19 protein-coding genes are annotated in these 19,061 nt (G+C 49.8%); 18 read left to right on the top strand and 1 reads right to left on the bottom strand.

Features of this window, described 5'->3' with window-relative positions:
* Window positions 1–4: 4 nt before the first annotated feature.
* The 4 genes from BM194_RS10785 (at window position 5) to BM194_RS10800 (ending at window position 2,987) form a co-directional block, all read left to right on the top strand.
* Window positions 5–1,309 (top strand): D-amino acid dehydrogenase, encoded by a 1,305-nt coding sequence (locus BM194_RS10785; protein ID WP_092846600.1) that lies wholly within the window; start codon window positions 5–7, stop codon window positions 1,307–1,309.
* Window positions 1,310–1,338: 29 nt separating this feature from the next.
* Window positions 1,339–2,277: a branched-chain amino acid transaminase gene (locus tag BM194_RS10790; RefSeq protein WP_092846602.1), complete on the top strand. Its 939-nt coding sequence runs from the start codon at window positions 1,339–1,341 to the stop codon at window positions 2,275–2,277.
* 87 nt (window positions 2,278–2,364) lie between these two features.
* Window positions 2,365–2,625 carry an AbrB/MazE/SpoVT family DNA-binding domain-containing protein gene (locus BM194_RS10795; protein ID WP_092846604.1) on the top strand — a complete coding sequence of 87 codons (261 nt, stop codon included), beginning with the start codon at window positions 2,365–2,367 and terminating at the stop codon, window positions 2,623–2,625.
* Window positions 2,625–2,987: a type II toxin-antitoxin system PemK/MazF family toxin gene (locus tag BM194_RS10800; RefSeq protein ID WP_092846606.1), complete on the top strand. Its 363-nt coding sequence runs from the start codon at window positions 2,625–2,627 to the stop codon at window positions 2,985–2,987. Before BM194_RS10795 ends, BM194_RS10800 begins: the two co-directional genes overlap by 1 nt.
* Window positions 2,988–3,316: 329 nt before the next feature.
* On the opposite strand, the gene bioA is transcribed toward BM194_RS10800, so the two are convergent.
* Entirely contained in the window at window positions 3,317–4,603 is a 1,287-nt protein-coding gene (bioA, locus tag BM194_RS10805) for an adenosylmethionine--8-amino-7-oxononanoate transaminase (protein WP_092846608.1), read from the bottom strand.
* Between the two features lie 186 nt (window positions 4,604–4,789).
* On the opposite strand from bioA, the gene BM194_RS10810 reads away from it, so the two are divergent.
* From BM194_RS10810 to BM194_RS10875, 14 genes are all read left to right on the top strand, one after another.
* Entirely contained in the window at window positions 4,790–5,191 is a 402-nt protein-coding gene (locus tag BM194_RS10810; protein WP_092846610.1) for a histone-like nucleoid-structuring protein, MvaT/MvaU family, read from the top strand.
* A gap of 391 nt (window positions 5,192–5,582) precedes the next feature.
* Window positions 5,583–5,852 (top strand): hypothetical protein, encoded by a 270-nt coding sequence (locus BM194_RS10815; protein ID WP_092846612.1) that lies wholly within the window; start codon window positions 5,583–5,585, stop codon window positions 5,850–5,852.
* 181 nt (window positions 5,853–6,033) lie between these two features.
* Window positions 6,034–6,780, top strand: a complete 747-nt coding sequence (locus BM194_RS10820) for a Wzz/FepE/Etk N-terminal domain-containing protein (protein ID WP_143097585.1) — start codon at window positions 6,034–6,036, stop codon at window positions 6,778–6,780.
* A gap of 281 nt (window positions 6,781–7,061) precedes the next feature.
* Window positions 7,062–7,832, top strand: coding sequence for a Wzz/FepE/Etk N-terminal domain-containing protein (locus BM194_RS10825; protein WP_092846616.1), 771 nt, complete (start codon window positions 7,062–7,064; stop codon window positions 7,830–7,832).
* A gap of 20 nt (window positions 7,833–7,852) precedes the next feature.
* Complete coding sequence (locus tag BM194_RS10830) at window positions 7,853–9,178, top strand: UDP-glucose dehydrogenase family protein (protein WP_092846618.1); 1,326 nt, start codon at window positions 7,853–7,855, stop codon at window positions 9,176–9,178.
* 64 nt (window positions 9,179–9,242) lie between these two features.
* On the top strand, window positions 9,243–10,370 hold the full coding sequence (gene wecB, locus BM194_RS10835) for a non-hydrolyzing UDP-N-acetylglucosamine 2-epimerase (RefSeq protein ID WP_280522548.1): 1,128 nt from the start codon (window positions 9,243–9,245) through the stop codon (window positions 10,368–10,370).
* A 10-nt stretch (window positions 10,371–10,380) separates the two neighbouring features.
* Window positions 10,381–11,121: a lipid II flippase family protein gene (locus tag BM194_RS10840; RefSeq protein ID WP_092846622.1), complete on the top strand. Its 741-nt coding sequence runs from the start codon at window positions 10,381–10,383 to the stop codon at window positions 11,119–11,121.
* 21 nt (window positions 11,122–11,142) lie between these two features.
* Window positions 11,143–12,231, top strand: coding sequence for a glycosyltransferase family protein (locus BM194_RS20450; RefSeq protein WP_143097586.1), 1,089 nt, complete (start codon window positions 11,143–11,145; stop codon window positions 12,229–12,231).
* Window positions 12,232–12,323: 92 nt separating this feature from the next.
* Window positions 12,324–13,208 (top strand): EpsG family protein, encoded by an 885-nt coding sequence (locus BM194_RS10850; protein ID WP_177223391.1) that lies wholly within the window; start codon window positions 12,324–12,326, stop codon window positions 13,206–13,208.
* Window positions 13,209–13,238: 30 nt separating this feature from the next.
* Window positions 13,239–14,018, top strand: a complete 780-nt coding sequence (locus tag BM194_RS10855) for a glycosyltransferase family 2 protein (RefSeq protein WP_092846628.1) — start codon at window positions 13,239–13,241, stop codon at window positions 14,016–14,018.
* Window positions 14,019–14,051: 33 nt separating this feature from the next.
* A complete protein-coding gene (locus tag BM194_RS10860; RefSeq protein WP_244890937.1) occupies window positions 14,052–15,329 on the top strand; it encodes a sugar transferase in 1,278 nt (425 codons plus the stop codon).
* 10 nt (window positions 15,330–15,339) lie between these two features.
* Window positions 15,340–16,359 carry a UDP-glucose 4-epimerase GalE gene (gene galE / locus BM194_RS10865; RefSeq protein ID WP_092846632.1) on the top strand — a complete coding sequence of 340 codons (1,020 nt, stop codon included), beginning with the start codon at window positions 15,340–15,342 and terminating at the stop codon, window positions 16,357–16,359.
* 227 nt (window positions 16,360–16,586) lie between these two features.
* On the top strand, window positions 16,587–17,807 hold the full coding sequence (locus BM194_RS10870; protein ID WP_092846634.1) for an O-antigen ligase family protein: 1,221 nt from the start codon (window positions 16,587–16,589) through the stop codon (window positions 17,805–17,807).
* Window positions 17,767–18,954: a glycosyltransferase gene (locus BM194_RS10875; protein WP_244890949.1), complete on the top strand. Its 1,188-nt coding sequence runs from the start codon at window positions 17,767–17,769 to the stop codon at window positions 18,952–18,954. The genes BM194_RS10870 and BM194_RS10875 overlap by 41 nt, the downstream gene beginning before the upstream one ends.
* Window positions 18,955–19,061: the final 107 nt, after the last annotated feature.

The following is a 19,061-nucleotide window of genomic DNA, read 5'->3' on the forward strand; positions in this document are numbered from 1 at the left end:
GCGTATGCGGATAGCCGTGATCGGGGCAGGCGTGGTGGGCGTGACCACGGCATACGCCCTGGCTCGCCGGGGCCATGACGTCGTCGTCATCGAGCGCCACGCTGCCCCGGCGGAAGAAACCAGCCGGGGCAATGCCGGCCAGCGCTCCTATGGCTACGTATATCCCTGGGCCTCTCCGGCTATGCTCAAGAAGGCGCTGCCCTGGCTGGTCAAGGCCGACGGCCCGCTGAAAATGTCGCTGCCACCGTCGCCCTGTACCCTGCAGTTCCTGCTGGCGACATGGCGCCTGGCCAAGACGCCGGGCCTGTTCGATAAGAACAAGCGGGCCATGCTCAGGCTGGGCGCCTATAGCCGGCAGTGCTTTCTCGAACTGCAGGACACGTTGTCGCTGGCATTCGATGGCGGGCACGGCGGGCTGATCGACCTGGCCAGCGACGCTGCTACCGCGGAAGGGCTCAAGGCCAGCACCGGGCTGCTCGACGAGCTGGGCATCGATGCCCAGTGGCTCACGCCCGCCCAGGTCTACGATTACGAGCCCGGGCTCACGGGCGAGGCCCCGCTGTTCGGCGCGTTGCGCATGGCCCAGGACGGCACTGGGGATTGCCAGGAGTTCACCCGGTCGCTGGCCGAGCAGTGCCGCGCCATGGGCGTCGAGTTCCGCTGGCACACCGAGGTCGATTCGGCCACCACGCAACAGGGCCGCGTGACCGGCCTGACGTTGCGGCCCGCCACCCCTGCCGTGGCTCAGATCAAGGGCGCACCGGCAGGGCAGGCCGAGACGCTCGAGGCCGATGCCGTCGTGCTGTGCGCGGGCTGTGACTCACGTACGCTGGGCAAGCGTTTGGGCCTGCGCCTGCCGATCTACCCGGTCAAGGGCTACTCGCTGACCGCGCCCATCCTGGACGATGCCAAGGCACCATGCTCCACGGTGATCGACGACCGCTACAAGGTCGTGGCGACACGCCTGGGCGACCGCCTGCGTGCGACTGGATTCGTCGAGCTGGCCGAGTTGAATAGAAATATACCGTTATCTCGTTTGGCAACCATTCGCAAGGCCATTATTTCTCGTTTCCCTGGCGTGGCCAACCTCGACCGGGCCGAAACGTGGACCGGTTTTCGGCCCATGCTGCCTGACGGGCCGCCGGCCATCGGCAGGGGGCGCCAGGAAAACCTGTTCATCAACACCGGTCACGGCACCTTCGGTTGGACGCTCTCCGCCGCCAGCGCCGAGCTGACCGGGCAGTTGATCGACGGTGAAACGCCTGCACTCGATCTGGAAGCGTTCCATCCCCTGCGATTCGAGCGATGACTACACACCCACAACAAGAAGGGCAGACCATGGAATCGATCAGCGACCGCGACGGCTGGTTCTGGCTGAACGGGGAGTTCATTCCCTGGCGCGAGGCCAAGACGCACCTGCTCACGCATACCCTGCATTATGGCATGGGCTGCTTCGAGGGCGTGCGGGCGTATGATGGGCCGAACGGTGCGCATCTGTTCCGGGTCGAGGCCCATACGCGGCGCCTGCTAGACAGCGCACACTCGCTCGACATGGGGCTGGAGACCACCGCGCCTGTGCTGATCGAGGCCCAGTGCGAGGCATTGCGGCGCAATGGGCTGACCAATGCCTATCTCAAGCCGACCGTGTACTTCGGGGCTGAAGGGATGGGCCTGCGCGCCCAGGGACTGAGTACGAACGTGATGATTCCCGCCTGGTACCTGGATCATTACATCTCCGCGGACGCCGCCGAGCAAGGCCTGCGCGTGCTGACCTCGTCGTGGAGCCGGCATCACGTCAACATCAGCCTGTGCCGTGCCAAGACCAACGGCCACTACGTCAACTCGATGCTAGCGCTGAATACGGCCGTGAAGGCGGGCTTCGATGAAACCCTCATGCTCGATCCCGAAGGCTATGTCGCCGAGGGCTCGGCGGAAAACATCTTCCTGGTGCGCGACGGCGTGCTGCATACACCCGAGGTGACTTCGTGCCTGCAGGGTATCACCCGCGATACGGTCATCGTGCTGGCACGCGAACGGCTGGGCATGACGGTGCATGAGCGTCGCATTACCCGCGACGAAGTCTACACCGCCGACGAAGCCTTCTTTACCGGGACCGCAGCAGAAATCCTGCCGATCCGCGAACTGGACGGGCGCCAGATCGGCCGGGGCGGGGAGCGCCCCGTGACACGCGAGATCCAGCGGCTCTACCGCAGCCTGGTGCGTGGCGAGCGCGACAACGGCCTGGCGGCCTATAGGGACTGGCTGCATCCTGTATGATAGGCCATCTTTGATTGTCGAACTTGTCACAACCAAGTTGGAGAGTCATAATGTGTATCTACATCTGTAGATACATGGGTGGTGGGGATGAAAACCGAAATCAAGAAATGGGGCAATAGTGCTGCGCTACGGTTGCCCCGGCATCTGCTGACGCAAGCTCATATTGATGTGTCGAGCGCCGTCGAGGTCACGGTGGAGAACGGTAAGATCATCGTTCAGGCATCTGTCGATAAGCGAGGCAAGGCACGTTTTCCCTATTCGGAAGACCAATTGTTGCAAGGGCTGGATGCAAGCACAGCTCATGCCGATGAGATTGCGTCAGTATCGCAGCGCGAGCTGGGTGAGTGATGGCCCGATACGTACCCCAGCGCAATCATATTGTCTGGCTTGATTTTGAACCTACCAAAGGGAAGGAAATCGGAAAGTATCGCCCAGCCTTGATCCTGTCTTCCCAGCGCTACAATCAGCAGACAGGCTTGGTCATTTGCTGCCCGATCAGTACCAGCATCCGAGGTGGCCTGACTGAAGTGCCGGTTCATGGGCTGGATAAGGCCTCGGTCGTGGCTGCCAGCTTGATTCAGACCCTCTCGTGGAAAGAGCGAAAGGCATCGTACGTGTGTGAAGCAGGTGAGGGCGTAATGGAAGAGGTTCTGGCCCGGATCATTCCGCTGATTGGTGTCGATCAGGTCATTGACCGCTTTCTTGATTGACGTCTTGTCTCGACAAGTATACTTGCCACATTGAAGCACTCCCTACGCATAAAGAAATGCCATGGAGGGGCTCCATGGCAAAATCTCTTCGTCATCCCTGGTCAGCGTCCTGCTGCTCGGCCGTGGCCTGTCATCCCTGGGCACCTCCTGTGCCTGCCTTTCCCCTCTTTCTTTCCCTCTTCGTGTCCCTACACGCTGAACGACATTATCCCTTGTCTCGAGGGGGTGTACGGTAGCCCGTCAGCGCTATCCGGCAGATTCAGAGTGACGTTTCCTCATGACAACGACATTAACGTTGGGTGAAGAAATGTCGCCTGACGCTTGGCCGCTCACTGGTCGGGGTCGAGAAACCAGGCTTTCATCACCGAGGTGATCTGGCGCATCTCATCGGGCGTGGTGACATAGGCCGGCATGGTATACAGCCAGCGACCGAACGGGCGTAGCCACACACCGTGCTGCCTGGCAAAGGCCTGAACCCCTTCGAGGCATTCCGCTGCCTTGGCCTCGATGACGGCCGTCGCGCCCAGCACGCGCACGTCATCCACGTCAGAATGCTGGCGCAGGGCCGTATCTTCGAGCAGTTCATGGCGCAGGACGTCGTTCAGCGTGGCGATCTTGCCCAGGTAATCTTCCTCTTCGAAGATCGCCAGGCTCTCCAGCGCCAACCGGCAGGCCAGCGGGTTGCCCATGAACGTGGGGCCGTGCATGAAGGCATGGCCCGGGTCGTCGCTGAGAAAGGCCTCATAGACGCGACTCGTCGCCAACGTGGCAGCGTGACCCAGATACCCGCCAGTCAGTCCCTTGGAGAGCACCATGATGTCCGGTGTCACGTCGGCATGTTCCGCCGCGAAGCACTTGCCGGTGCGCCCGAAGCCGGTCGCGACCTCATCGAAAACCAGCAGTACGCCGAATTCGTCACACAGCTTTCGTGCGGTGCGCACGTAGTGCGGCGAGGTCATGTTGAGCCCGCCGGCGGCCTGCAGCAGCGGCTCCATGAGCAGGGCGGCGATTTCATGATGGTGGCGCTCGAGTGCCTGGCGTAGCGCGGCAATATCCGCCTCGACTGCCTCGCGTGGGGCATCGAACGGGGCCGTCGGGGCCGGGGCGAAATGATGACGGGGCAGGAATCCGGCAAATAGCGAATGCATGCCTTCCTCAGGGTCGCAAACCGCCATGCACCCCGTGGTATCGCCATGATAAGCGCGCATTAGCGACAGCATCCTGTGCTTCTCGGGATGGCCACGTTGTACCTGGTACTGCACGGCCATCTTCATGGCCACTTCCATGCCCACCGAGCCACTGTCCGAAAAGAACACATGGTTGAGCCCCTCGGGCGTGATGCGCACCAGGGCATCGGCCAGTTGCTGGGCCGGGTCGTGGGTCAGTCCGCCGAGCATGACATGGCACAGGGTATCCGCCTGGGCCTTGAGCGCATTGACCAGGCGAGGGTGGCCGTAACCGTGGATCATGCACCACCAGGAACAGGTGGCATCCAGCAGGGCCTCATCGTCTTCGAGGTGCAGCCAGGCGCCCCGGCCACCGACGACTCGCGGTGCCTTCGGCTGGGTCTGCATCTGGGCATACGGGTGCCATAGCGTCGGGTAGGGGTGGGGCATGCTTCATACTCTTTGTTAACCATTAACTTTAGATTAGGTTAACACGTCTTGCCGGGCGGAGGAGAGAGACCGCTATATATGCCAAGGGCACACATCCAAATCACACGTAGGCAGAGATGGCTTGGCAGGCGAAATGACAACAACAATAATGAGGCGCAGCGACCCCTCATCAAAGGCAACGACCGCATGTCCCTGCTAAGCGAATATCTGCTCAAGGAGCAGCAGCTCAAGGAACTCGACGACGAGCTGAGGGCCATGGAGCGCGACACGCAACTCCAGGCCGACCTGGCTTTCAAGACCCGCCTCGACACCCTCATGGCGGATTTCGACAAGCACACGGCCGACGTGGTGGCGCTGCTTGAGTCCCTGCCTGAGCCGATACCCACGCCGACAGTTCCGACCGCCTCACCAGACACGCCTGCAGCCCCCAGCGATGGCCGCCGCAAGCGCAAGACGCGAGTGTATGAAAACCCGCATACCGGCGAACGGATCGAGACCCGTAGCGCCAACCACAAGACGCTCAAGGCCTGGAAGGCAGAACATGGGGCCGAGACCGTCGAAGCATGGGTCTTGCCGGCCGAGAGTTGATCGCTGTGTCGTTAGCGTTGAAAGCAGTCAGGCGAAATGTAATGAAGTGTTACGCAACGTAAGATAAGATAACCCTGATATCTGATTCCAGACTGAATCCGGTATTTCCCTGTTTTTGCAGCCCGACCTATGGTCGGGCTTTTTTTGTGCCTTTCTGCCAAACATTTGCCAAATCGCTGGCATCAGGCTTGACGAATGTGCAGGGGTTGAGTTTCCATCCGTTAACTGCATAAATGCACAGCTACCTTCAGGCTCGTCAGCCCGAACACGCCACCCGACGGCGCGCGTCTGAGAAGAATCGTGGGTTCCCGCAACAGGAACCAACACCCGGCCACACCGAATGGTCAATTTCACACTCGTTTCGTTGAATAACCCGTGGTTACCTTGATACATGAAATCTTCCAGATCCCAGTCTCGTCAGATGGACGAGAGAGAAAAGTTACGCAAGTTTCGTGAACTCGATGATGCCTTCGCCCAGGCCCTGAGAGAACTCGACAAGAGCAGCCCCAAGCCTGAACCTGAGGCCGAAGAAGTTCCGAGCCAGGAAGACCCCCAGGAATTCGAACGCCGCCTGCGCGCGCTGATGGCCGACTTCCAGCAGACCGATACCAGCGTCGATACCTTGCTGCGTACCATGCTCAAGCTCGGCAAGATCGCCTGAACGCCAGCGTCGCTTGCGCTAAGCCTTCAATTTTGCAGAAATTTCTTCGCTAGCGTTAAGTTTCATGAGCTAGTGCCGATAGGTCCCTTGCATTACAATCCCGTGTCAGCACGGCATGGCACCGTGCGTTTGACTGAATACTAGAAAGACGTCGCGATGATGACGTCCTCTGCAGGGACCGATGATGAATAGCTATTCCCCTTCATCCAGCGATGAGATTTCGCTGGTAGATCTCGTCGTGCTTCTGGTCAGGCGCTGGAAGCTGATGCTCGCCGTTTTTGCGATGACCCTCCTGGCCGCCATTGCAGTGGCGCTCATGTGGCCGACCACCTATACCTACACTTCGCTGTATGCCATTGCCGAGACGCAAGACGACGAAGGGAAGGCCAAGCCCCTGGAAGCAGCGAACGCATTACTTGCCCGGCTGCGCCTCCAGATACAGCCCAGTGAGGTGCGCCAGCTATTGGCGGATAAGCGATGGCACCAGTTGCCTTTCGACCTGTCATTCAGCCAGCCGCAGGGAACCGGGCTGATTGCCCTGACGACACAGGCCCAGGAAAGCCAGCAAGAGGCGGTAGAGCAATTGCATCGCGAGCTGCTGGACGCCTTGGCACACACCCAGCAGACACTCGTTGAACGTACCGAGCGGTCGTTGACGTACCGGCTCGAGGCGCTGCGCTCAGCCATCCAGCAGGTCGGGGTCGTCGACGGCAATTTGACAGCAGCCGTGAGCCGGCTCGAGGCGCAACTGACAGCATTGCAGGCAGGTGAGGTATCGCAGCTCGCGGTACGCAGCCTGGAGCCCCAGGGGGTTTCCGCCTGGCTTGTCGTCGTGGCAGGCGTTCTTGCAGGGTTGGTATTGGCTATCGTTGCTGCGTTTGGCAGCCATTTTTCCGGTGCCGTTAGACAACGGCTTACGCACGGTTAACCTGTCGCTTACATGCGACGCAGCACACACAAAATTCATACGCCCGAAACCTAGAGGAGGGCAGAGGCCTCCTCTAAAATACCCGCTTGGCAAAATAACAGCGTGTAACAGAGCGAAAACACTGCACCAACGGCTCGGGAAAGTAAGCAAAGGGACGATCCGTTTATCCCGACCAAGGGCATCACGCTCGCGATATTTCAGGGCCTTGGGAAGCTGCCCGGAACAATCTCCGGGCGGTAGCGTGCCCAAGCATTATTTGCGTTCAAGGATAGCGCCTCTCTATGACCCCTCAAGACAACTCCACCTATCGTCAGTACGACGACGAAATCTCCCTGGTCGATCTCGCTACCATCCTGGTCCGCCGTTGGAAGGCGATGGCAATCATTTTTGTCATCATCGTCGGTCTGGCGCTTGCCTATGCGATACTTGCCCCGCGCTCCTACAGTTACTCCTCCATCTATAACGTCGCTGAAAAGGCGCCTGGAGCACCGCTCGAATCGCCGGAGTCGCTAGTGGCCAAGGCCAAAAACCTCTATCTCGGCCCGGTAACACGAGAACTCCTGGCGAAGACAGGACTCGTCAACCTGCCTTTCGACGTACGTATCGAGAACCCGGAAGAAACGCTGCTGGTGACGTTATCCTCGCAAGCCAGCGAAGCCGACCAGGAGATTGTCGCCCAACTCCACGAAGGGGTGCTGGCTCGTCTGCAGCAGGGGCAGCAAAGCATGGTGGAGCGTCAAACCGAAGCGTTAAAACGTCAGCTCGAGAGTGCCAGGCAGTCACTGGAAACGATACGTGGCTCGGAAAGCCTGGGGGCGGCTGAAGTCACGGCGAGCATCATGGGGCGAATCGCCAATCTCGAAGCCGAGCTTGAAGAGTTAACGGGCGGAGACGTTGGGCAAACAGCGGTACAGAGTCTGGAGCCCGCAGGGACGAGTCGCATCATAATTGTTGCCCTAGCTATTGTACTGGGTGCCATTCTGGCCATTACCGGTGCCTTCCTGTTGCAGTTCAGCTCTCTCGTTCGGTCGAGCTTGAAAGAAAACGGTTAATCAAAAACGAGGAGCACGCTATGAACGTGACGGTATTCGGGACTGGTTATGTCGGCCTGGTACAAGGAGCAGTGCTAGCGAACGCAGGCCACAACGTTGTCTGTGTCGATGTCGATAGCCACAAGATCGAGCGCCTGAAGGAGGGGTTCATCCCGATCTATGAGCCGGGGCTGGAGTCACTGGTCAAGGAAAACTACAGCGAAGGCCGGCTCGACTTCACGACCGATTCTTCCCAGGCCGTGACACATGGCGATATCCAGTTCATTGCCGTCGGTACCCCGCCTGACGAAGATGGCTCTGCCGATCTCAAGTACGTGCTGGCCGTGGCCGAGACCATTGCACAGCATATGGACCGCCATCAGATCATCATCGACAAATCCACCGTGCCGGTCGGCACCGCCGACAAGGTCAAGGCCAGGATTGCCGACACGCTGGCAGCCCGCGGAAGGTCCGATCTCACCTTTGATGTGGTGTCCAACCCGGAATTCCTCAAGGAAGGTTCCGCCGTTGCGGATAGCCAGAAACCTGATCGCATCGTCATCGGCACGGATAGCGAGCATGCCGAGGAAGTGATGCGTGAACTCTACGCACCATTCAACCGTATCCATGAAAAGATCATCGTCATGGATGTGCGTAGTGCAGAGCTGACCAAGTATGCCGCCAACTGCATGCTGGCCACCAAGATCAGCTTCATGAACGAGATGGCCAACCTGGCCGAGCGCTTGGGCGCCGATATCGAAATGGTCCGACAGGGCATCGGCTCCGATCCCCGCATCGGTTATCACTTCATCTATCCTGGCGTCGGGTATGGTGGCTCCTGCTTTCCCAAAGACGTTCAGGCCCTGATTCGCACCGCAGACGGTATCGACTTCGATGCCAAGGTGCTCAAGGCCGTGGAAGCACGAAACTATGAGCAGAAGACGACGCTGTTCCAGAAGATCCAGAGCCACTACGGTGACGAGCTGAAAGGCAAAACCTTCGCCCTCTGGGGTCTGGCCTTCAAGCCTAACACAGATGACATGCGCGAAGCCCCAAGCCGCGTGCTGATGGAAGCGTTGTGGCAGGCCGGCGCCAAGGTTCAAGCTTATGACCCCGAAGCCATGGAAGAAACCCAGCGCATCTATGGCAGCCGGGACGATTTGTCGTTGTGCGGCACCAAGGAGGCCGCGCTCAAAGGGGCTGATGCCTTGATCATCGTGACCGAGTGGAAATCCTTCCGAGCGCCGGACTTTGAGCTGATCAAGCAGCAGCTAAGCCTACCGATCATTTTCGACGGGCGTAACTTGTATGAGCCCAAGCGGATGAGTAAGAAAGGAATTACCTATTACTCGGTTGGCCGGCTATGAAACCATGAGAGTCTTGTTGTATTTCAACAAGATTGGATTTAGTAAATAAATAGTAGAGATTATGATTAAAACTTTGTGTGTATTCGGAACAAGGCCGGAAGCGATAAAAATGGCACCGTTAGCCTTGTCCTTGGCTGCTGACGGGCGTTTCGATGCCAAAGTATGCGTCACTGGACAGCATAGGGAAATGCTCGATCAGGTGCTGAATTTGTTCGAGCTAGTACCGGATTATGATTTAAATATCATGAAGCCTGGACAGGATCTGTCAGACGTCACGACTGCCATTCTTCAGGGCATGAAGCACGTACTCAAGGAAGTCAAGCCAGACATCGTACTTGTCCATGGTGATACGGCGACCACATTTGCCACAACACTAGCGGCTTATTACGAGCGTATACCTGTAGGCCATGTGGAAGCAGGGCTGAGAACGGGCAATATCTATTCACCCTGGCCTGAAGAGGCGAACCGAAAGCTGACTGGCACACTGGCCGAGTTGCACTTCGCTCCGACAGAGCGATCACGGCAGAACCTGCTGGAAGAGGGGACGGCGCCAACCAAGGTGCATGTGACAGGTAATACGGTGATTGACGCGCTTTTGGATGTCGTACGTAAGTTGAAAGATAGCGGTACCTTCCAAGCGCGCTTTTCGTCACAGTTCGATTTTCTGGATGCTGAGCGCAAGCTGATTCTCGTTACCGGACATCGCCGGGAAAGTTTCGGAGGAGGGTTTGAGAGAATCTGTCAGGCGCTTAGGGAGACTGCAATAGCACATCCAGAAACGCAAATCGTCTATCCGGTTCATCTCAATCCCAACGTAAGAGAGCCCGTACAGCGGCTATTGTCGGATATCGACAACGTTCATTTGATAGAACCCCTCGATTATCTTCCCTTCGTTTACTTGATGAATCGAGCCGAGATCATTCTTACCGACTCCGGTGGCATACAGGAAGAAGCGCCTTCGCTCGGGAAGCCTGTGCTAGTAATGCGTGAAACCACCGAACGACCGGAAGCAGTTATAGCAGGTACAGTCAAGCTTGTAGGTACAAGCCAAGAAAAAATAATTACTGAAATTGAGCAATTGCTAACGGACAAGAAAGCATATCAAGAAATGAGCTATGCACATAATCCATATGGTGATGGTAAAGCTTGTTCTCGAATAAAAGAACATATTTACAATATGTTTAATATATAGGTATTTGTGCATGGTCTTTTTTTTATTGCTCGCCGTTGTGATAATTTTTTCGTTCATACATTTAATTGAAGTAGCATCTTTTTTTGCAAGAGTGGCGGGAGTGAAAAAAGGAAATACTGCTTTTGGCTATGCGCTTCAGAATTCAGTCTTTATGTTTACTCGTGTCTTTACAATGTTGTTGCTGCCTTTGTTAGGTTATTTAGTGGACTTAAAGATTAGCGAAGATTTTTATCTGGGTATGGTCGCGCTATCGTTACTTTCTGCTAGTTTTTTTGGTTATGTTGTTATAACTCACAAGGAAAGAGTGATAGCAGCTTTTCAAAAAATTATAACTGCTTACGAAGAAAATGGAAAATTGTTTTTTAAGATGATTTCTTTCCCTGTGCATTTTATGAGAACGTCAGGAGTTATAAAGAATAAGCCATCACTATATACTTTAAAAAATTATGTTAGAAACAGTTTTTTTTGGGGGGGGGCAATAATATTCGGCATTTATTCTATATCAGTGTTAATGTCTTTCTATTTTGGTTTGGTTTTTTATGAGTACAGAACAACAATATCACAGCTTTCTGGGATTAGTAATGCGTTAGCCACAGTTATTTTAACATTTTACATCGAACCAAGAATGTCAGGGATTATTGATAATAATAAAGAGAGCGCTGTTGATAGTATAGAGTGCTTAATGTATGGAAGAGTAATAGGCACATTTGTGTGTTTTGTGTTCTTTTGTTTGTATATTGTTTACAATTGAAGACTTATAGTTGAGGCTTGCGTGAAAATATTGGTGATGTGTCAAGACTACCCTAGCGATAAAAACAAGTACGCGATGTCCTATGTGCATACAAGGAATATTAATTATCAGTTTTATGGACACGAAGTTTACGTGTTAAGTTTTAGCGCTGAAAGAAGCTATAGCTATCAAGGAGTAAAAGTTTTTTCTGAAAAAGATTTACCTAAAAAGGAATTTTCAGAAGCAGAAGTGGTTTTATCTCATGCCCCTAATTTAAAAAATCATGTTAGGCTTCTATTGCAAATTAAAAATCAGCAGGTTGTTTTTTTCATACATGGGCATGAGGTCTTGAAAAAATATAAGGATTATCCTCAAGAGTATCCTTGGAAAAGATCCAACAAGCTTAAGGAATTTTTGCATAGGGCATATGATGAAATAAAAATTAGCTCATTAAAATATTTATTCAAAATAATAGGGTTGAGAAATGATGTAAAATTTGTTTTTGTAAGCAAGTGGATGAAGCAGCAATTTGCTAAAAATGTTGACTTTAAATTTGAAAATAAGTATATCTCCACTATTATCCCCAATGCTTCACATAACTCTTTTTTGACAAAATCCCATAGAAAAATTGAAAATTGTTTAGGCGATTTTATTACGATAAGGCCATTGGATGACTCTAAATACGGTGTTGATTTAGTAGTTAATTTTGCATTGGCTAATCCGTGCTATCAAATCCACTTGTATGGTAAAGGAAATTATTTCAAACATAACGAAAAGCCAAGAAATATTGTTTGGCATGATTGTTTTATAGAGCAATCAGAAATACCAGGCTTGCTGGATAAATATAAAGCAGCATTAATGCCTACACGATATGACTCGCAAGGAGTTATGATGTGCGAGATGGCCTGTTATGGAATACCATTAGTTACCACTGACATGGAAATAACGAAAGAGATGCTGTTGGGTTTCGATAATGTCTATCTTTTAAAAGAAAGTGATTTCAGTAAAAAATTTAATATCAAAGTTGAGGAAATGATAGAAGAAAAAAGATCAACAGCCAAACTTAGGTTCGATGCAAAGACACTTATTGGTCAAGAGATTCAATTTTTTACAGACGGTCAAGTAAATTAAAGATGACCTTAGAGCTATTGTCATATTTGTATTTATGCGCATTATGCTTTGTTCTCATAAAAATAAAAGACAAGGTGAGGTCGGTTACATATGTGTTCATTTCGCTTTTATTTTACTCAATAATTGTTAGAATCTCTGGCTTTGATGTTGATATGAAGGTTTATACAGACGTCTTAAAAAAAGACGATCTGGATGGTTTTTATTACCTGAAAGAGCCAGTATACTGGTATTTTTCACATTACTTATATAAGGTAATAAATTCTGAAACTTGGACGTTTGTTATTATTGATAGCATGGTGTTTTTTTTAACAATTAAAAGCGTAAAAAATCTAAAACTGCCTGTTTATACAGCTCTCGCATTGCTATTGTTTTTTCCTTACTTGCTGGGCCTGCAAAACGTATATAGACAGCTTTTAGCAACTGTTTTATTAGTTTATTTTTATAGCATTTGTTATAAAAATAGTAGCAATGGCCATAAGCTTTTTGTATTTATAATTGCTGGCTTGACGCATAATGTCGCGTTATTATTTTTCCCTATTTATTTTCTTTTCAAAAGTAAAGTGTCGCTAATATTTTTTGTTTTATCTGGCGCACTAATATTAATCTTGCTTCCCTATGTTGTTTCTTATAAATCAGTATCAGAGACTGGTCTCGAATTAAAATGGTTTTATGTTTCAATTATTGGGATAGTTTGTATCATATCAGCGTTTTTTTACTTTACTTATGACCTCTTAAAGATAAATATTTTCTTATGCAACCTTTATTTGTTTGTTATTTCGTTATATGCATCGTTTATTTTGGGAGGTGCGCAGTCTGAGAGGCTTAGTATGATTTGTTTGGTTCTATTATTGTGTAATTTATTCGTTCAAATAGAAAGTAGATTTAAAGAAAAGAAAACAATTGCATTTATTACCTGCGTTGCATTGTTTTTACCTTCTTTTTTATTTTCTAGCACTTTTTACTTTTTAACCACCTGAAGTTTTCCAAAGTTGGAATAGAATTGTCACATGGCTAAAGTTTCAATAATTATGCCTCTGTATAAATCAGGAAATTACTGTTTTGAGGCTATAGAAAGCGTGTTGAACCAAAGCTATCAGGATTGGGAGTTAATTTTAGTTGATGATGCTTCGGGAGATTCAACTTTACATATAATTAAAGAAAAGTATAACGATAAACGCATTTTGACATATGAGCTTGAAAAAAACAGTGGACCAGCGGTGGCTCGAAATCACGCTCTTTCAAAAGCCCATGGGCGTTATATAGCTTTTTTGGATTCGGATGATTTATGGAGGCCTAAAAAGTTAGAAAAGCAGTTAAAGTTTATGATATCAAACGATATCGAGTTTAGCTACACTGCTTATGAGAAAATTAACTATAAGGGGGAGCACATGGGTTTCGTTGGCGTTCCTGATTCAGTCAACTATAATGTTTTGTTAAAAACATGTGTAATAGGTTGCCTAACCGCAATTTATGACTCTGCCAAACTGGGTAAAGTCAACATGCCCGAAATAAGTAAAAGACAAGATTTTGCACTTTGGCTGAAATTGTTAAAGAAGACTAAGTTTGCCTATGGAATTCCAGAGCCGCTAGCAATATATAGAGTTCATTCCGATGGAATATCTTTCAATAAAAGAAAGGCTGCCATATATACGTGGAAAGTATATAGAGAGGTGGAAGGTTTTAGCGTATTAAAAAGCACATATTATTTTTTCCATTATGCGATACGTGGCTTAATCAGGGCGAAGTGGCCAACTTTAGCAAGAAAGCTTGGTGTCATGCATAAGTGAAATTCTTTAATACTAGTAGATACAGGTGGGGCTGTGGATATAAGTTATGAGCGCCGTCATTCGAGATGGTATGAAAAAATTCTTTTAGGTATGTCTTTTCAATTGCTAATAGGGCTTCCAGTAATAATCTGCGCTCCCGCTATTAATCGCTGGGGATGGGATTTCTGGATGTATTTACCTGATGTGCGGGTAAATACTTTGGCTGCTATAGGTGGGGCTTTTTTAATAATAGTTTTTTCATTAAGAAGGCTTCTAAAATTTCCTGGTGTTAAAGTTGTAGCTTATATCGCTCCTACGGTAACAATATGCTTCTTAATTTCTATGGCTATACTTTTTTTTGCTAGAGAAAGGTACTCTAGGCAAGTTTTGTTTACTGGATATTTGCTCAGTATGCTCTGGTTTTTTTCTGGTTATTTTATTGGCTTACGTTACCGTAGATTAAAGCTTGCAGTTATCCCTGTTGGTCAAGCACTAAATTTGTTGCCGACTTCTAATATAGAGTTGCGCTATCTTAAACAACCTACATTAAATAGAGTTCGAGTGGATGGTATAGTTGCTGACTTACATGATGAAGGTCTAACTGCAGAATGGGAAAAGTTTTTAGCAAAGTGCACGCTTTCTCATATTCCCGTCTATCATATTAAGCAAATTAAAGAATCAATTACTGGAAGAGTTGAAATCGAACACCTTTCTGAAAATGCGTTTGGAACTCTATTGCCATCACCTATGTATAGTTTTTTTAAAAGGGTTGCAGATATCGCACTTGTGTTGATTATTCTTCCGCTAACCCTTCCTGTAATGTTAATAACAGCTATAATTATCAAATTAGATAGCCCCGGTCCTGTCTTCTTTACACAGGATAGAGTTGGTCAAGGTAATCGTAGTTTCAAAATATACAAGTTTAGGAGTATGGCCAAAGATTCAGAAAGTAATGGTGCTCGCTTAGCTCAGTCGAACGATATGCGAATTACTCGAATAGGTAGGTTTATCAGGAAAACTAGATTAGATGAGTTTCCTCAGTTTTATAATGTTCTTAGAGGAGATATGAGCCTTATTGGACCTAGGCCTGAGCAGAGAGCTTTTGTAGATTTGTTTGAAGAGCAAATACCATTTTACATATATAGGCATGTAGTTAAACCTGGAATTACTGGTTGGGCACAAGTAGTTCATGGTTATGCGAGTGATGCTGATGATACACGGATAAAAATTCAGCACGACTTTTATTACATAAAAAATTTTTCATTCTGGCTTGATGTGCTTATTGTTTTTAAAACTATAAAGACTTTGCTTACTGGTTTTGGTGCTAAATAAGGTGTCTGTGATGAATGTGCTTGTTACTGGTGGGTGCGGATATATTGGGTCTCATATGACTCTTTCTCTTATTGAAAACGATTACGAGGTGGTTGTTTTAGATAATTTTTCAAATTCCTCACTTGAGTCGCTAAAGCGTGTTGAAGTATTAACTGGCAAAAAAGTGAATTTTATTGAAGGGGACGTATGCGACAAGGTTTTGTTAAAACATATTTTTTCGCAGTATAATATAGACCATGTTTTACACTTTGCTGGTCTCAAGTCAGTAGGTGAAAGTGTCAATAAACCACTTCAATATTACGAAAATAATGTTTTAGGTGCCCTGTCCTTGTGTCATGTCATGGATCAAGTAGGGGTACGAAATCTTATTTTCAGTTCTTCAGCTACCGTCTACGGTGATGCTAAGATAATGCCTATCCATGAAGGAATACCTACGGGTAGCCCTACTAATCCTTATGGTCGGTCGAAACTTATGATAGAAGAAATTCTTAATGATCTAGTTAAAGCCGACCTTGGCTGGTCAGTAGGTATACTGAGGTATTTTAATCCAGTCGGGGCTCACCCAAGTGGAGTGATCGGAGAGGATCCAAATGATATTCCCAATAACCTCGTTCCCTTTATTTCACAAGTTGCTATTGGTTTGAGAAAAGAGTTATCTATATTTGGCAATAATTACGACACTTTCGATGGCACAGGCGTTCGTGATTATATCCATGTTATGGATTTAGTTGATGGGCACTTGAAAGCCATGAAAAAGATTTCTAATAAAACAGGTTTGGAAATATGGAACCTAGGAACAGGAAACGGCTACTCTGTATTGGAAATAGTTAAAGCATTCGAAAATGCTTCGGGAAAAAAAGTCCCCTTTAAGTTTGTGTCTCGTCGTGAAGGTGATGTGGCCTCTTGCTGGGCAGACGCTACAAAGGCTGAAAGAGAGTTAAACTGGAAAGCGAAGTGCTCTTTGGTTGAGATGATGGAAGATACATGGCGTTGGCAAAGCAATAACCCAAATGGTTACAAGACAAGTTGATTCCGGTATTAATGCTAAGAGTATTAGCCTGTAAATAACTGCTTTGTTACAGTGTATAGTGTTACCAAAAGGCCTTAAGGTTGAGTATAAATTATTCATTGCAGTCACCCTATACACCTTTTAGTTGTTGTCCAAGGATTATTTGGTGCTTAGGGAGTATAGGGTTATTTTTTTACGCTTTATTCTTAGTCCTATTCCCCGTCATAGGCGGGCCAGCAGAAACCTTCATGGCAGTGCTTGGCTTGTTTTCTTTGCTCCTCTGGGGAGGGAAGCTTCGAAAAGGCGCAGCGTTGTGGCTCTTACTAACCGTTATTTTTTTACAAGTGCTTTCTTGGTGGCTTGGCTATTTGCATCATCCGCAATGGGTCGAAGAAAACCCTAAAATTGACCGCCTCGCGAAGCTTTTTATATTCATAAGTGTTGCTTGGTGGCTTGGAGGAAGTACTGTTCGTACTTTCTTTATTTGGGGAGTTGCGTTGCTTGGCTTTTTTACTGCGCTATTTTTTCACGGGGACGGATATATTGAATGGTTTAAAGGTGTAAGTGGGTATCGGGTGGATTTCGGTATTCGTAATGCTCAGCATACTTCCATGTATTTCGGTGCAGGACTCTTGGGGTTGCTAGCCTTTGCAAGACGCAGCTTGTTTGGAGGCAGGTGGTTAATATTTCGCCGTTTGGTTTGGGCAATTTTTTCAACAGTTTTCATTACCGGTGTAATAATTACACAAACCCGTGGAGTATGGCTGGCATTGATTTTCGTGCTGCCAATAATGGCTGGCCTTTTCTTTTGGTGGTATTTGCATACATTTCCTCAAAAAAACTCTCGACGGGTACTCTTTGCTGGATTTATAGCTATTTTTGCAGTGGCAACTGTTATCGGTAACATTGGCTATGACACCCTCGCAAAGCGTCTTGAAACGGAGAAGCCAGCGATAGAAAGTATTCTAACTGGAGATTTTTCTAAGATTCCTTACAGCAGTGTTGGGGTTCGTATTCATACATGGCGCGCCGCTGCGGAGTGGATCGCTGAACGTCCGATCGTTGGTTGGGGGGCTGATGGCCGTAGCCTGGCCATTGACGAGACGGAATGGATGCCACAACGGATCAAGGACCAGTACGGCCATCTTCATAATTACTTTCTTGAACTATGGGTCGCCTACGGCTTGCTAGGTGTTGCAGTTTTCGCTGCCTTGGCTTTCTGGGTAGGACGTGGCACGTGGCTGGCCTGGCGTAGTGGGGTAATGCCGAACGACATGGCTTTGTTCGGTGTCTCGTTCTTTATCTACTGGGTCATCGTCAATCAATTCGAGTCGTACAATTCCTTTTGGACGGGCGTGTTCGTGCACAATCTTGTCGTGGGTGGGTTGGTTACCCATTACTGGCGTTGGCAATTGACCCGTGCACGAGATGACGATAGCCAGCCGCAACCTACCAGTCAGCCGGAATAAGGGACTTATTGTGCACACCCTGGTGATCGTACGCAGCCTGAAGATGGGCGGCATGGAGCGGGTGGCTTGTAACCTCGCTGACGCCTTTGCCGAAGCCGGCCATGATAGCCATATGTTGGTGTATCGCAAACGCGACCAAGGGCTGGCGCCGGAGCATCCCGACGTCAGGGTGCATGTCTTTCCGCTGCGCTGGTGGATCCGTGCCACCATCGTTGGCTTCTTTCTGGAACTGTTGGCACGTTTGGTCATGAATCCCTTGATCCCTCGTTCGTATTTTGTATGGACAGGATGGCTAGGCGGTCAACTGCTGCGCCTGTGGCTGTGGCGGTTCGAGAAGCGCCATGGGCGGCTGGATAGAATTGTATTCCGAGGGGTGGGTACCTTCGAGTTGGTCTGGAGCTATCGCGATGTACGGGCCCGCTTTGTTTTGGAGAACAACCTGCCAATCAAGAAGGATGCCTGGCGTTATCGGCTGTGTGCCAAGTGCCTGTATCCCGGTAAGCACTTAGTGGCTGTGTCGCAGGGCGTGGCGGAGACAGTTCGCCAGGCCCAGGCCAAGTGGTCGTTTCAACCGGCGTCGTTGCAGGTGATCGTCAATCCTTGCCCGGTGGGGCGCATTCGCGAGTTGATGCTCGAGGAAACACCCGATTTGCCTGACGAACCTTATATCGTCAACGTGGCGCGCCTGGTGCCACAGAAAGACCATGAACTGTTATTGCGTGCCTATGCCCAGGCACAGCCCGAGCTACCCTTGGTCATTGTCGGCGATGGCCCTTTACGGCAATCGTTGGAGGATTTGGCAACGAACCTGGGGATTGCCGATAGGGTGCATTTTGCCGGTCATCGAAACAACCCTTACCCTTGGATGCATCATGCCCGGTTGTTTGTGCTGAGTTCCCGGGTCGAGGGGATGGGCATCGTGCTCACGGAGGCGTTGGCCTGCGGCACGCCGGTCATATCCGTCGATTGCCCTGGGGGAATTCGTGAAGTGCTGAAGGGGGAGCTGGAATCTGCCATCGCCCCCCATGACATCCCCGGTCTAGCTGACAAACTGAAAACCGCTCTCAACGGGCCTAAGCCTGCTATAAGTGATAAGTGGCTGCATGATTTTTTACCGGGTCGCGTTGTAGATCGCTTCCTTGAGTAACGAGGTCATGTGATTCCTATCTGTGCGGGCGCTGAAGCACTATGGCTAGGATGGCTGTCGACAAACAGGACCTTTCGAATCCGCGCATTGGGCATCTGGTGAGCCTA

It is taken from the genome of Modicisalibacter xianhensis (assembly GCF_900113605.1).
In the GTDB taxonomy this organism is placed as follows: Bacteria; Pseudomonadota; Gammaproteobacteria; order Pseudomonadales; family Halomonadaceae; genus Modicisalibacter; species Modicisalibacter xianhensis.

What these genes read in the sequence shown, in the direction of transcription:
- BM194_RS10785 (WP_092846600.1), top strand. Translation starts at nt 5, where the DNA reads ATGCGGATAGCCGTGATCGGGGCAGGCGTGGTGGGCGTGACCACGGCA.
- BM194_RS10790 (WP_092846602.1), top strand. Translation starts at nt 1,339, where the DNA reads ATGGAATCGATCAGCGACCGCGACGGCTGGTTCTGGCTGAACGGGGAG.
- BM194_RS10795 (WP_092846604.1), top strand. Translation starts at nt 2,365, where the DNA reads ATGAAAACCGAAATCAAGAAATGGGGCAATAGTGCTGCGCTACGGTTG.
- BM194_RS10800 (WP_092846606.1), top strand. Translation starts at nt 2,625, where the DNA reads ATGGCCCGATACGTACCCCAGCGCAATCATATTGTCTGGCTTGATTTT.
- bioA (WP_092846608.1), bottom strand. Translation starts at nt 4,603, where the DNA reads ATGCCCCACCCCTACCCGACGCTATGGCACCCGTATGCCCAGATGCAG.
- BM194_RS10810 (WP_092846610.1), top strand. Translation starts at nt 4,790, where the DNA reads ATGTCCCTGCTAAGCGAATATCTGCTCAAGGAGCAGCAGCTCAAGGAA.
- BM194_RS10815 (WP_092846612.1), top strand. Translation starts at nt 5,583, where the DNA reads ATGAAATCTTCCAGATCCCAGTCTCGTCAGATGGACGAGAGAGAAAAG.
- BM194_RS10820 (WP_143097585.1), top strand. Translation starts at nt 6,034, where the DNA reads ATGATGAATAGCTATTCCCCTTCATCCAGCGATGAGATTTCGCTGGTA.
- BM194_RS10825 (WP_092846616.1), top strand. Translation starts at nt 7,062, where the DNA reads ATGACCCCTCAAGACAACTCCACCTATCGTCAGTACGACGACGAAATC.
- BM194_RS10830 (WP_092846618.1), top strand. Translation starts at nt 7,853, where the DNA reads ATGAACGTGACGGTATTCGGGACTGGTTATGTCGGCCTGGTACAAGGA.
- BM194_RS10840 (WP_092846622.1), top strand. Translation starts at nt 10,381, where the DNA reads ATGGTCTTTTTTTTATTGCTCGCCGTTGTGATAATTTTTTCGTTCATA.
- BM194_RS10855 (WP_092846628.1), top strand. Translation starts at nt 13,239, where the DNA reads ATGGCTAAAGTTTCAATAATTATGCCTCTGTATAAATCAGGAAATTAC.
- galE (WP_092846632.1), top strand. Translation starts at nt 15,340, where the DNA reads ATGAATGTGCTTGTTACTGGTGGGTGCGGATATATTGGGTCTCATATG.
- BM194_RS10870 (WP_092846634.1), top strand. Translation starts at nt 16,587, where the DNA reads ATGGCAGTGCTTGGCTTGTTTTCTTTGCTCCTCTGGGGAGGGAAGCTT.
- BM194_RS10875 (WP_244890949.1), top strand. Translation starts at nt 17,767, where the DNA reads ATGACGATAGCCAGCCGCAACCTACCAGTCAGCCGGAATAAGGGACTT.